Below are 13,112 nucleotides of genomic sequence, written 5' to 3'. Positions count from 1 at the left end.
GGATCACAGCTCGTCCTCCACCATCGGCGCGATGACGCCGGTCTCCACGTGGCCGGGGTGCGGTCTGCGGGCCTGGTCGCTGACCCGGATCAGCAGCGCCACGATGATCCAGTTGGTGACGACGGACGAACCGCCCTGGGCGAGGAACGGCATCGCCATGCCGGTCAGGGGGATCAGCCCCATCACCCCGCCCGCGATCACGAACACCTGGAGCGCCAGGATCGAGGCGAGACCGATAGACAGCAGCCGCCCGAAGGGGTCGCGCAGGGCGAGGCCGGCCCGGTAGCCGCGGGCGACGAGCAGCGTGTACAGCAGGAAGATCGCGGTCAGCCCGGTAAGGCCCAGCTCCTCGCCCGCGGTCGCCAGAATGAAGTCGGACTTGGCGGCGAAGCCGATGAGGATGGAGTGGCCGAGCCCGAGGCCGGTGCCGAGCATCCCGCCCGCGGCGAACGCGAACAGTGACTGGGCCAGCTGGCTGGGGCCCTGACCGGCGTCGATGGAGGCGAACGGGTCGAGCCAGTCCTGGACCCGGCTGTGCACATGCGGTTCGAAGGAGCCGACGACGAACGCGCCGACGGACGCGAGTAGCAGGCCCACCGCGATCCAGCCGGTGCGGCCGGTCGCCACGTACAGCATGATCACGAAGAGGCCGAAGAAGAGGAGCGAGGTGCCCAGATCGCGTTCCAGGACCAGCACACCGACGCTGAGCAGCCAGATCGCGACGATCGGGCCGAGCACCCGGCCGGTGGGGAGCTGGAGTTTCCAGATTTTGCGGCCGGTGTAGGCGAGGGCGTTGCGGTTCGCGGCGAGATACGCGGCGAAGAACACGGCGAGCAGAATCTTGGCGAACTCGCCCGGCTGGAAGGATAATCCGCCGACCCGGATCCAGATCTTGGCGCCGTTCACGGCGGGGAAGAAGATCGGCACGATCAACAGGACCAGTGCGGTGGCGACGGAGAGATAGGCGTACCTCTGGAGCACCCGGTGATCGCGCAGGAAGACGACCACCACGATGAAGAGCGTCACGCCGAGCGTGGACCAGATCAGCTGGGTGGGGGCCGCCTGGTCCTTCGGTGTCTCCAGGTCGAGCCGGTAGATCAGTACCAGGCCGAGCCCGTTGAGCAGTAAGGCGATGGGCAGCAGCAGCGGATCGGCGTACGGGGCACGGAAGCGGACCGCGAGATGGGCGAGGAGGGCGAGCAGCCCCAGGCCCGCGCTGTAGCCGGCCACATCGGGCGGGACCGCGTCGTTCTTGGCCAGGCCGACGGCGGCGTAGCCGTAGACGGAGATGAAAACTGCCCCGATGAGAAGCAGAAGCTCGACTCCGCGCCGCTTGGGCAGACGTGGATCGGGCGGGGGCGCGTCCGCCGTCATTGCGGTCATGCCAGGCAACGTAGCAAGAGGTGGTGTGTATTTCCCTTATGTCATAGCGGGTATGTCCGCCGACATGCTCAAGAGGGTCTGCCCGGTGGCCGGCGCGTCAGGATGCCGCGCCGACGTTCCCTCACTTCCCGTGATGCGGCCCGGATTCCGGACCCCCTCCCTTCCCGCGGTCCATGCCTCATAGACCTTATTCGGAAGGAAGCGCTTTATGCCTATTTAGTACCGGTTGCGTTGCTGCTTGGCATGCTGCTCGTGAAGCTGCTCGGGGTGCGGTTTCAGTGCTGGTACGGGTTCTGCCCCTGTCCGCCCGGCGCGTATCCCGGGTGCCCCTGCCCCTGTCCCTGTGCCTGCCCGAACGGGTTGCCGCCCTGCGAGGCCGCATGCTGAGCCAGCAGCTGTTCGGCCTGCTCCTTCGGGATCTGCTGCTCCCCGCCGCAGAACGTGCACTGCGTCGCGAACTTCGTCGAGAACGGGAACAGCGGCACGAAGAACAGGGTGAACTTGGTGACCCGCTTGCGCAGCGTGTGCGCCGCCGGATTGCCGCACCAGCCGCAGACCAACGTCAGGACGGCCAGTTGGTACAGATAACCCCGCGTACCGAAAATGATCATGTTATGGGTCCCTTCCCCGTATTTCCCAGAAGTGCCTGCCGGCAGAGCGCCAGCAGCTTTTCGTCCTCGTATGTGTCGTGGCTGCCGAAGCCACCGTCCATCGCGTTGTGACGGCGTACGGAGGCGAGCTCGGCGCGCAGCACGGGTGCCGCGTCCGACCCTGCACCAGCGACACCCATTCGCGCCAGACATTCCGCCACCCGGACCCGGGCGTGACGGTTCTTCTCCCAGGCCGCCAGGAGCACCGGTACGGACTCCTCGGCCCGCCCGGACACGTCCCACAGAGCGATGGCCGCATCCACCCGCAGCCACAGCTCCTCGTGCCGCAGCAGCGCGCGCAGCCGGGGCGCGGTCACCGCCGCCCGCGGCCCGAGCCTGCCCAGCGCGTTCACGGCGGAGCGCCGCTCGTGGGCGCGCTCCGCCTGCAGGCCCTCGATCAGCACCGGCAGCACGGCGTCGGCATCACCGTCGACCGCCCACAGGGCCTCCGCCACCTCGGTCGCCGAGGTGGACCCCGGACGGCGCAGCAACGCACGCAGCTCCGGTACGGCACCGTGCGCCGCGGGCCCGAACGAACCGAGCGCCCGCAGCGCCGCCGTACGCAGCCACTCGCCCCGGTACTCCGGCGCGCCGTGCAGCACCCGCAGCACCTCCGGCAACGCCTCGTCCGCCCGCAGCGCGGTCAGCCCCGTGAGCAGCGGGCTTGCCCGGTCGTACGCGGCCTCGTCGAGACGGACCTCGCCGAGCCTGCGGCGCAGCACAGCGGTCAGCGGGTCCGCCGCCGCCCCCAGGCAGCCGATGGCGAACCCCACGTCGTGCGGCACCTCGGGCCGCTCCAGCGCGGCGGCCAGCGCGGGCACGGCACGGGCATCGCCCAGCCGGGCCAGCGCCTTCACCGCGCTGCCGAGCCCCGGAGGCCCGCTCGGCCAGTCCCTCACCCAGGAGCCGGAGTCCGCCGCCACCCGCGCCGCCAGCGCATCGGCGGCGGGCGCGGCGAGCCCGAAGAGCTCCTCCAGCACATGCGCGGCGGCCTCGGCCAGCAGTGGCTCAGGGGTGGCCAGCTGCTCACCGACCAGCCGTACCAGCTCCTCGTACGAGCCGCGCCAGGCCCGGATCAGCCCACTGCTCATCCGTAGCGCATCGATGCGCTGTCGGCGGTCGGGGCTGCGCAGCTGGTCGGTCAGCAGCGCTGTCCGCTCGGCGACCCGGTCGTCGAGCCCGACATGCAGCGTCCGCAGCAGATCCGCCGTCCAGGGGGCGGTGCGCCCCGAGGTCTCCTCGTCGGACAGCGCCCGCAACTGCCCCACCAGGGTCACCGGCGCGGCCCGCTCCTCGACGGGCGGTTCCCCGGCCCCGGCCGCCTCCGTGTGCGCGTCGACGGCCGTGACCGCCTCGGCCGGACCGGTCTGCGCATCGACCGAGGGGGCCGCCCCGGCCCGGCGCCCGGGTACCGAGCGCAGCTGCCGCAGCAGCCCCGTCACCACCCGTACGACATCGCCCGGCAGCGCATCGGGCGCGCACCGCGCCAGCTGGGCCAGCGCGGCGAGCCGCAGCCCCGGCGCAAACCCCTCAGCGGCCAGCCGGGTCAGCCAGCCGGCCGCCTGCCCGGCCAGCGCACGATGGCGCAGAGCGACCCGCCCCGCGGCCTCGACCAGGGCGAGCCGTACCTCCTCGGCCGGCTCCACCGGCAACCGCTCCCGCAACAGGTCGAGGACCCGCACCGGGTGGCTGTGGAGCGTGGCGAGTGCCAGGGGGACGGAGAGCCGCACCCCCGGGTCCTCGTCGGCCATCAGCTCGAAGAACACCCCGGCACCCGCGGTGACGGCGGTCGCCGCCATCGCGTAGTTCGCCGCGCCCTCGATCTCCTCCTCGTCGATCTCGTCCTCGTCGTCCTCGCCCAGATCGATACCGCCGATGCTGGTGAGCAGCTCGACGATGCTGCCCCGGTCCTGGATCCCCGGGTCCACGACCAGCTCGAAGAGAAAAGGGATGCAGGCCAACGTGCAGGCATACACGTCACCCTGGTGGTGAACGGCCCCGTACATGCCGTCCAGCGCCGCCTCGCGCTCGGCCGGATCGTCGGACGCGAGACCCCGCAGCATCGACGGCACGTCATCGGCAGGCCCGTAGGCATGCTCCATCGAGGCCCAGTCGACCTCGTCGATCTCTGCGAACACGCCATCGCCTCCCCACGCAATTCCACACAGCAGTGTCTGCGAGGAGTGTGCACCACGGCTCGGACGATCTGCCCTCCACATGCGGTCTCTTCCTTACGGACATGACAAAATCGTCCGCTATGCGCCATGCGGTTCGGGGGCGAGTTTCGGACGCGTTGACCGTTCGGTTCGATGAATCAAGCCCGTCCGGCGATCGAGGACAGGACGCTGGCCATCCCACCCGGACCCGGAGCGCCCTCGCCCCTACCGCGCAGCCGGCAGCGGCCGGGCCCGGTTCGGATCGACGAGCGGCCCGAGCAGATCCCCGTACCGCTCCAGCCGCGCCCCCATGTCACCGGCCAGGAACACCAGGTTCCCCGGTGCCCGGCACTCCTCGATCTCCGCCCAGGTGACGGGCGCCGAGACGGTCGGTTCGGGCCGGGCGCGCAGCGTATAGGGGGTGGCGGTTGTCTTCGACGCCGCGTTCTGGCTGAAGTCGACGAACACCTTCCCCGGCCGCAGGGTCCGCGTCATCCGGTGCACGACCAGCTCCCCGAGCTCCTGCTCCGCCTCGACGGCCAGCCCTTTCGCGTACGCCGACACCCGATCGGCGGGGGTCGGCTCCAGCGGTACGAGCAGATGCAGCCCCTTCGACCCGGAGGTCTTCCCGTACGCGAGCAACCCGTCCGCCGCCAGGCGTTCGCGCAGCCACAGCGCCACCGCGCAGCACTCCACCACGGTCGCGGGCGCACCGGGGTCCAGGTCGAACACCATTCGGTCGGCGACCCCGGGCGCATCGGCCCGCCACTGCGGGGTGTGGAATTCCACCACCAGGTTGGCCGCCCACATCAGCGAGGCCAGATCCTGCACGACCACCTGTCTGGCCCGCTGGTCCTCATGGTGCGGCACCGGGGTGGTTTGTACCCAGGACGGCGTACCCGGCGGCGGGTTCTTGGTGAAGAAGCGCTGTCCGTCGGGCCCGTCCGGATAGCGCAGGAAGGACACGGGCCGGTCGTGCAGATGCGTCAGCAGGGACCCCGCGGCGGTGGCCGCGTAGTAGTGGAGCACCTCGCCCTTGGTGGTTCCGGTGGCCGGATACAGCACCTTGTCGAGATTGCTGAGAGCCAGCCGCCGCCCCTCCACCTCTGTGATCGGCGTCATACGATAAGAGTCACACGTTTCCTGGATCTATGGGTATCTATAAGGACACAAGGGGTGAACAGTGCGGTCCATCTGGAACGGCGCCATCTCCTTCGGGCTGGTCAGCATCCCGATCAAGCTGGTCAACGCCACCGAGAACCATTCGGTCTCCTTCCGCCAGATCCACCTCTCCGACGGCGGCCGGATCCGCTACCGGAAGGTCTGCGAGATCGACGAGCAGGAAGTCACCGCCGCCGAGATCGGCAAGGCGTACGAGGACGCCGACGGCTCGGTGATCCCGATCAGCGACGAGGACCTCAGCTCGCTTCCGCTCCCCACCGCCAAGACGATCGAGATCGTCGCCTTCGTGCCTGCCGCCTCGATCGACCCGCTCCAGATGGACGCGGCGTACTACCTCTCCGCCAACGGGGTCCCGGCGGCCAAGCCGTACACCCTGCTGCGTGAGGCGCTGAAGCGGAGCCAGAAGGTCGCCGTGGCGAAGTACGCGCTGCGCGGCCGCGAACGGCTCGGCATGCTGCGGGTGGTCGACGATGTGATCGCCATGCACGGCCTGCTCTGGCCGGACGAGATCCGCAGCCCGGAGGGTGTCGCCCCGGAGGTCGAGGTCACGGTCCGTGACGCCGAACTCGACCTGGCCGACGCGCTGATGGCCACCCTCGGCGAGGTCGACATGGACTCGCTCCACGACGACTACCGCGAGGCGGTCGAGGAACTCATCGCGGCGAAGGCGGAAGGCCGGACTTTGGAGCCGGCGGGAGCGGGCGACTCCGGCAGCGGCAAGGTCATCGACCTGATCGCAGCGTTGGAGAACAGCGTCCGGGCGGCGAAGGAGGCTCGTGGTGAGGAGCCGGAGGCGGAGAAGGAATCGGCGAACACGCCCGTCGCCGACGTCACCTCGCTCACCGGCCGCAAGAAGTCGGGCGGAACCGGGGCGAAGAAGAAGGCCACGGCCACCAAGAAGACGGCCGCGAAGAAGTCCGCGCCGCGCACGACACCCGCCAAGAAGACCGCCGCGCGGTCGACGGCGAAGTCGGCCGCCAAGACGACGGCGAAGAAGACCACGGCGAAGTCGGACACGAAGTCGACGAAGAAGGCAGCCCCTCGCAAACGCGCCTCGGCCTGAGACGGGGGCGAGCGGTACGAGCCCGGGCCCGTACGCGTCACGTCGTCGTACCCCGTGACCGCCTTGAGTGAGGCGTCCTTGCCGAGGCTCCGCACCGACGTCAGTACGCCGTCCGCCGCGTCGAAGTCATTGGCGAAGTCGGGCTGGGCCGCCGCGAGGTCTCGGTTCGGCGGGCGGGGTTCCGGCGCGGGCTGTGGTGCGGGCGCGAGGATCGGTCGGTCATGCCTGCCTCGCCCAGCTCGCGGTAGCGGTCGGCCCACCAGTGAGCCGTCGTGGGCCAGACCTGGAAGCGTTCGGTGGCCCGGCGCAGGGTCCAGCCGTCCTCGACGACGCAGCGGCCTCATGCCAGGGGTGCGTTACCGTTCGTGCAGAACCCGGGACCCGCCGACGGCGGGAGCGACTTCAGAGGTAGATAGCGCTCACCACACGCTATGGCATTTCAAATGTTATAGTGGGTTTCATGAGTGATGACTCCGAATTCCTGCCTGGCGATGGCCCCAGCAGTGGCATTTCGGTCACACTGGCTGCCGGAACGCTGCAGGCGATCCGTGAGCGCGTCGGTAAGCGAGGTGTGTCCGCCTATCTGGAGAAGGCCGCGCAGCGCCAGATCGAGCGCGACAGCTTGGACGAACTGATCGCGGACTTCGACAAGGCCAATGGGCCGGCCGACCGGGGAGCCGTGGACGCCAAGAGGGCCAGGCTCACCGGGCATGCATCCGACGCCGAGGCTGCCGCATGACCGGTGCACTCGTTCTGGACAGCGAGGGTCTGGCGAAGGCGGTGGGGCGTGACCGGGAAGTTCATGAGTGGCTGACAGCGGCCCGCGACGCCGACGTTCCGGTGGTGACCTCGGCCGCTGTCCTGGTCGAGGTCATTCACCCCAAGATCAATGACGCCGCCCTGAAGTGGACGCTGTCCCGGCTGCGCGTGGAGCCGGTCACTCAGGCTCACGCGCAGTCTGCCGCGACCCTGCTGCGCAGTGCAGGGCTGCACGGTCACAAGTACGCCATCGACGCGATGCTGTGCGCGACCGTTCTGGCGCTGCCGGGGCGGGTGACGATCCTGACCTCCGACGTGGAGGACATCGAGATGCTCACGGCCCCGTACTCCCGGGTCCTGGTCGAGAAGGTGTGAGAGGTGGGGGCGCCCTTGACGGCATCGGGCGCCTTCCAGTGCAGTACTCAGCTCAGCCGGCTGCTGACGAACGCTCCCGGACACCCCGGCTTCACCCGACAGGCTCTCAGCCGCCGAGGCCCGCCATTCCGGCTCGCGAGCACGGATGTCACGCCGCAGCGGACACCCTGGGCCTGCGCGGAGCCGGGCAGAGGGCCGGAACCCGGTCCGGAAGAGTCGAGCCGCAATATCGACCGACCACAGGTCGCCAGGTTCCGCGCCTATGCTCACAGCATGGAGCAGAGCGAAGTGGTGAAGCGAGTCGTAGGCATCCTCACGGAGGCGGGCGAGATCCGCCGGCTCCTCGAAGAGAACGTCGACCGCGACGACGTACAGACCGATTCGAGCGTGGTGACCGCGCTCCTCAACGAGACGATGCCCCGCATCACGATTCCCGAGGACGCCTCGATCGAAGAGGTCGCCGTCCTTGTCGGCCGGGAAGTGGGCGGCGCGGTGGAGCAGCTGGTCGGCGCGTTCACGCTGGCGTTCGCGATGCTGGCCCAGGTGCACGACTCCGGCCAGACGGACGTGTCCTCCGCCGACGTGTTGCAGGACCTGGCGCTGCGAGCGGAACAGATCGGCTCCGGCGGACCGGACGACATGGACCCGTAGGCCGCGCGGCCTACGGGCCGGCAAAAGATCTGTCGGCCGGCGGCGGCACCGGGTACGCCATGTCACGTCCACCTGGTAACGCCGCCTCCCCGTCTCCCCGGCGAGGGGGCGCAAGGACTTCGCCAAGACCACCAACGCCTTCCATGGTTATGGACACGAGCGCTCCAGCGCCTATGCGCAGGACGTGTGGGGCCCGAGGCGACGAACTCTCCGTGTCGGAGCGGGTGCCGGAAGTCGTCCTCCGGGGACAGCAGCGCTACGACTACGTCTACGCGAAGGGCGGACTCACCTACTGGCAGCAGGTCGGATTCCAGTTCTACGGTCCCCAGATGCACGGCAGGACCGAGAACCCACGCCCGGCAGCTCCACGACCGAGGACTGTTCGGGCCCGCCCTGCACACGGCTCCTCTGGGCAGCTGGTGTCCTGCAACTTCTGCAGCATTGATTCCGGCGTCGTGCCGCTGCCCGGGTTCGGGCGGACTCGGACTCCAAGCACTACGCCGACTGGGGCGTCTCCCCCGAGATGGCTTTCCACTGCGACGGGAAGCAGATTCTGATGAAAGTTCCCGATCATCTTGGTGCCTTCCCGGACAAGCCGGCCCGTGTACGCTTCAGCCTCCTCGCTGGGCAGAACGAAGGACAGTAATCCGGTGTCGCAGCGCTGCCCGACCTTGTGGCCCGCGCGCCGGTCCGACGCCGACGCGCGGGCTGCTCGTCGGCAGCGCTCTCGCTGGAGCTGTTCATCGGGTGGATCTCTATCGTGTTTCCTGCTGCTTGCGGCCGGGGTCCGTGCGGTTGCTCTCACGCCCGGGCTCGTCCGGCTGCGGCAGAGGGTCGTAGTTTCACGCTGATCCGCCCGGATCGTAGGCTTTGACGGAGCTGCTGCCAGCCATGCCAACGTTCTCCTGTCGCACATTTCAGCTGCCTGCTGTGCAGCTGGGATATCCTGAACAGTTATGTCAGCAAAGGCTGTTGGGAGCGGAATGGGTAGCAGTGTGCAGGGGATGCCTCTTGAGGTGCAGCACATCAGGAAGGCGTTGCTCCGGGAGTTCCAAGGCCTGATCTCCATGGATGACTTCGAGAAGAAGGATCCAAAAGAGCGTGAGACGGCACTGCTGTCGAGGGCTGTGTCTGCCAAGGCGGCCCGGATTCTCGCCGATTGTACTTCGGAGGAGGCGGCGGCCGGGGTCATCGATGGCCGTGACGACTTCGGCATCGACTGTGTTGCGTTCTCTGCGTCGGGTTCCGAAATCTGGCTGATCCAGGCGAAGTGGAGAGACAAGGGGACGGCCGGCTTCGACACAGAGGCTGCCCTCAAACTGGTGCACGGGCTGAAGAAGCTCGACAACCGCGACCTCGACCACTTCAACGAGAGGCTGCAACTTCTCTCCGACCGTGTCCACGGCGTCCTTCAGCTGCCCACCTGCAAGGTGAACCTGGTCATCGCGCTCATGGGAGACGGCCGTCTGTCTCAGGAGACCCGCGACATACTTGACGAGGCGGCGCGCGAGTTCGGCGGGCTCGGGCGGACCGTTGCATATCGGGTGGTAAATCAGGCCAACTTCCACAGGGCGATCCGGGAGGATCTGGAGCCCCAGCCGATCACACTCAAGGCGACCATGAACCGGGAGTGGTATACCCGCGACACCCCCTTCAAAGCCGTGATCGGCGAGGTCAGCGCCGACCAACTGGCGCGCTGGTACGGGGGCAAGGGCGAGGGTGAGGGGCATGGCGAGCGCCTCTACGACCGCAACGTGCGTCGCTCGCTCGGGCTGACAGGGGTCAACCAGACCATGGTCGACTCGATGCTGGAGGATCCCGAGGGCTTTTTTTACCGTCACAACGGCATCACCGTGCAGTGCGACGAGATCGCGCAGGAATACCCCTTCAAGAGAGCGGTGGGGCAACCGACCGTCCTCACCCTGACCAACGCCAGCGTTGTCAATGGCGCGCAGACGGTCACCTCCGCATTCCGAGCGTACGAGAAGAACGCCGATCTTGTCGCAGAGGCATACGTCATCGTGCGGATCATCTCCTTGGACGGAACGCCGGAGGGGTTCGGCCGGGCCATCACCAAGGCCACCAACACCCAGAACCACATGGAGCGCCGGGACTTCATCGCCATCGACCCCGTCCAGAGCGAGATCCAGAAGGATTTCCGACTGTCCCTCGACAAGGAGTACGTGTTCCGGCGGGGCGAGCTGGACCCCGCACCAGAGTCGGGCTGCTCGGTCACGGAGGCTGCGACGGCTCTTGCCTGCCTGCACCGGGACTCGTCGCTCGCAGTCCGGGTGAAAGGCTCCACAAACGCTCTGTGGAGCGAAGGGCAGGGCGGCGCCTACACCCGCCTCTTCGGACAACAACCGAGCGCCCAGCAAGTCTGGCGTGCTGTCCAGGTGTTCCGGCTGGTACGTGACGAACTGACGACAACGCGAGTGAAGCTCAGCGGGCGTCCGGCCGCGGTGGCGGACAGCGGCGCGCTCCTCGTTGCCCACCTGGTCTTCCAGCGTATTGGCCGTGAACGGTTCGACGAGTCCGAGAGCGAATGGGAGAGCACGCTCGCTGAGACTCCGGACCAGGTGCGGGCCGTGCTGGCCTGTCTCATCAGCATGGTTGACACCCTCTTCACCAACAAGAGTTTCATCACCAGTACCTTCGCGAATGAGGAACGCTGTGCGCGGCTGGCCGTGGCCGTGCTCGGGACGCTCGAACGGGGCGTCGGGCCTGATTCACCGATGAACCTCAAGGCCCTGATGGATACTTCCGGACGGAAGCGTCAGCGACGGCCTCAGACGGTGCGCCTGTTGGTCGACCACGATGCCATCGAGGAGGGCACTCGCTTGGAATACGCCCCCAGCGCGGTGGAGGAGCTCGCCATCGGCGCATGGCTCGACGCCGATCCGCGCCGCCGTCGCGCGAGCTGGGTGAACGACCGCAAGACACCGCTTATCTGGGAGGCCGACGGCCGGCATTACTCGCCCACCGGACTGGTTTCCCAGATGTGGAATGCCGCTGACTGGAAGGAACAGTGGAGCGCGGTTCAGGGCCCCAAGCAGTGGCGGGTTCCGGGAGAAGGAACGCTGGTGGAAATTGCCGAGCGGCTCTGGCAGCGGATCTCCGATGGGGGGCAGCTGCTGGAGGAGTACGTGCTGTAGCCGAGCGGGGCCGGCGAGCAGGAGCCTGCGCTTGGTCGATCACGCGCTGCCCCTGGACGGGCTGGGCGGTTCAGCTCAGACGGTTTTTCCGGACGGAAAGCGAGGCTCGACGCCCCGTCGGGAGGCGAGCACACCCACGAGGAGCAGTCCCCGACCTTGCTCACTGTCCGGGCACGGCTTCGGTACCGGGGTGGGAAAGGGCTCGCCCCGGCAGTCGGCTACCTCAATGCGGAGAGTGCCGGGTGCACCCTCCGGGTGAGTAGTCAGTGTCATCGCGAGCAGGAAGTCCCGCCCGTGTCCGTGAGTGACGGCGTTCGAGGCGAGCTCGTCAACGACGTGTGCGGCAGCCTCCACCGGGTCGCCGTCCCTGCCCCATCCCACCGGTTGCTCGAACACGAACAGGCGGGCAAGGCGCGCCCCGCGCCGTGTCGCGCTGAACTGCTGGCGGAAGTGCGCTGGGCGAGGTGCAAGGGGAGACACAAGAGGGCCGCTACGGATTTCGTCTTTCACGTGACAGAGAGTGTCTGGTTGGTCGTACGCTGACCAGAGCAACTACCGGTACGACACGCGCCTGTACCGCTGCTGAGGGTTGCGTGTCCGTGTTGACGGGAGTAACCGGGCGGTGCGCGGGCGGGTTGGGGGATGAGTGACGACATCAGGGTCCCGCCAGGGCGACAGCGAAGGCCGCCCCGATGCGCCGATGGAGGAAGCGGACGGTCTTGTCGACCTGAACCGAGCTGTGGGCAAGCAGGTCAAGTTGCTGCGGGAGCGGGCCGGACTCACCCAGAAGGAATTGGGCGACAGCCTCGGGTACGGCGAGGACCTCGTCTCGTCCATTGAGCGGGGACGCAGGACACCGCAGCCGGAGTTTCTGGACGCGGCGGACGACCTGCTGGGCGCCGAAGGGCTGCTGAAGACGACGAAGGAGGACGTGGCGCGGGCGAAGGCGAAGGCCAGGGTCCGCCATCCGGCGTGGTTCCGGGACTACGCGCGGTTGGAGGCAGAGGCCGTTGAGGTCAACTTCTACAACAACCACGACATTCCTGGGCTCTTTCAGACCGAACGCCGCACTCGCGCGTTGTATGAGATGCGCAAGCCATTGCTTGACGAAGAGACGATCGAACGGCGAGTGGCATCGCGAATGGACCGCCAGCAGATTTTGACGCGGTGGCCTCCGCCCATGGTGACTGTCGTGATTGAAGAAGTGGTGCTGCGGCGACCTGTCGGAGGGGCGGAGGTGCACAAGGAGCAGTTGGAGCGACTGCTCGGGCTTGGAGAGCTGCGCACCGTCGAGTTCCAGGTGATGCCAACGAACCGGATCGAACACGCTGGCATGGGCGGGCCGTTCACCTTGCTCACGCCTAAGGGGAAACCGCAGGTGGGATACACAGAAGTCCAGAACGTCGCACGACTGGCCACAGATGCCGAGGAGGTCCGTATCCTGGCCGCACGCTACGGCAGCATCAGGGCTCAGGCTCTCACCCCGAGCGAGTCTCTGGCCCTGATCGAGAGGATGCACACAAACGATGAGCACTGAGAGCTCCCGACGGCTTGTCTGGCGCAAGAGCAGCTACAGCGGAAACGAGGGGGGAGAGTGCATCGAAGTGGCCCTCGCCTCTGGGATCGTGCACGTCCGCGACTCCAAGGACGTACGTCGACCGCATCTCTTCGTACGGTCAGTCGGCTGGGCTTCGTTCGTGGAATTCGCGGCCGAAGGCTGAGCAACCGCAGTTAACCA

Annotated in this window: 12 protein-coding genes and 1 pseudogene; 7 read left to right on the top strand and 6 right to left on the bottom strand. The window is 67.9% G+C overall.

Going from position 1 to position 13,112, the window contains the following annotated elements; translation table 11 throughout:
- Positions 1–3: 3 nt before the first annotated feature.
- The 4 genes from ACZ3IC_RS05650 to ligD all read right to left on the bottom strand — a co-directional run bounded on the left by ACZ3IC_RS05650 (position 4) and on the right by ligD (position 5,311).
- Positions 4–1,383 carry an FtsW/RodA/SpoVE family cell cycle protein gene (locus tag ACZ3IC_RS05650; protein WP_467412886.1) on the bottom strand — a complete coding sequence of 460 codons (1,380 nt, stop codon included), beginning with the start codon at positions 1,381–1,383 and terminating at the stop codon, positions 4–6.
- A gap of 275 nt (positions 1,384–1,658) precedes the next feature.
- Entirely contained in the window at positions 1,659–1,994 is a 336-nt protein-coding gene (locus tag ACZ3IC_RS05645) for a zinc ribbon domain-containing protein (RefSeq protein WP_467412884.1), read from the bottom strand.
- A complete protein-coding gene (locus ACZ3IC_RS05640) occupies positions 1,991–4,171 on the bottom strand; it encodes a HEAT repeat domain-containing protein (RefSeq protein ID WP_467412882.1) in 2,181 nt (726 codons plus the stop codon). Before ACZ3IC_RS05640 ends, ACZ3IC_RS05645 begins: the two co-directional genes overlap by 4 nt.
- Before the next feature lie 243 nt (positions 4,172–4,414).
- Positions 4,415–5,311 carry a non-homologous end-joining DNA ligase gene (gene ligD / locus ACZ3IC_RS05635; RefSeq protein WP_467412881.1) on the bottom strand — a complete coding sequence of 299 codons (897 nt, stop codon included), beginning with the start codon at positions 5,309–5,311 and terminating at the stop codon, positions 4,415–4,417.
- A gap of 61 nt (positions 5,312–5,372) precedes the next feature.
- On the opposite strand from ligD, the gene ku reads away from it, so the two are divergent.
- Positions 5,373–6,434 (top strand): non-homologous end joining protein Ku, encoded by a 1,062-nt coding sequence (gene ku, locus ACZ3IC_RS05630; RefSeq protein ID WP_467412880.1) that lies wholly within the window; start codon positions 5,373–5,375, stop codon positions 6,432–6,434.
- 148 nt (positions 6,435–6,582) lie between these two features.
- On the opposite strand, the pseudogene ACZ3IC_RS05625 reads toward ku, so the two are convergent.
- Positions 6,583–6,771, bottom strand: a pseudogene (locus ACZ3IC_RS05625) (leucine zipper domain-containing protein); the annotation flags it as partial.
- Positions 6,772–6,894: 123 nt separating this feature from the next.
- On the opposite strand from ACZ3IC_RS05625, the gene ACZ3IC_RS05620 reads away from it, so the two are divergent.
- The 4 genes from ACZ3IC_RS05620 to ACZ3IC_RS05605 all read left to right on the top strand — a co-directional run bounded on the left by ACZ3IC_RS05620 (position 6,895) and on the right by ACZ3IC_RS05605 (position 11,374).
- Positions 6,895–7,173: a hypothetical protein gene (locus tag ACZ3IC_RS05620; protein ID WP_467412877.1), complete on the top strand. Its 279-nt coding sequence runs from the start codon at positions 6,895–6,897 to the stop codon at positions 7,171–7,173.
- Entirely contained in the window at positions 7,170–7,568 is a 399-nt protein-coding gene (locus ACZ3IC_RS05615) for a PIN domain-containing protein (RefSeq protein WP_467412875.1), read from the top strand. The genes ACZ3IC_RS05620 and ACZ3IC_RS05615 overlap by 4 nt, the downstream gene beginning before the upstream one ends.
- A 273-nt stretch (positions 7,569–7,841) precedes the next feature.
- Entirely contained in the window at positions 7,842–8,219 is a 378-nt protein-coding gene (locus ACZ3IC_RS05610; protein WP_467412874.1) for a hypothetical protein, read from the top strand.
- A 1,004-nt stretch (positions 8,220–9,223) separates the two neighbouring features.
- Positions 9,224–11,374, top strand: coding sequence for an AIPR family protein (locus ACZ3IC_RS05605; RefSeq protein WP_467412871.1), 2,151 nt, complete (start codon positions 9,224–9,226; stop codon positions 11,372–11,374).
- Between the two features lie 75 nt (positions 11,375–11,449).
- Here ACZ3IC_RS05605 and ACZ3IC_RS05600 read toward each other — a convergent pair whose 3' ends face one another.
- Entirely contained in the window at positions 11,450–11,854 is a 405-nt protein-coding gene (locus ACZ3IC_RS05600; protein ID WP_467412870.1) for an ATP-binding protein, read from the bottom strand.
- Positions 11,855–12,074: 220 nt separating this feature from the next.
- On the opposite strand from ACZ3IC_RS05600, the gene ACZ3IC_RS05595 reads away from it, so the two are divergent.
- Positions 12,075–12,911, top strand: coding sequence for a helix-turn-helix domain-containing protein (locus ACZ3IC_RS05595; RefSeq protein WP_467413157.1), 837 nt, complete (start codon positions 12,075–12,077; stop codon positions 12,909–12,911).
- Positions 12,901–13,095, top strand: coding sequence for a DUF397 domain-containing protein (locus ACZ3IC_RS05590; RefSeq protein WP_467412867.1), 195 nt, complete (start codon positions 12,901–12,903; stop codon positions 13,093–13,095). Before ACZ3IC_RS05595 ends, ACZ3IC_RS05590 begins: the two co-directional genes overlap by 11 nt.
- Positions 13,096–13,112 lie beyond the last annotated feature (17 nt).

The organism is Streptomyces sp. NPDC002958, assembly GCF_055563255.1.
Note: the sequence above shows the minus strand (reverse complement) of the source record. Positions and strands in the feature narration are given on the sequence as shown.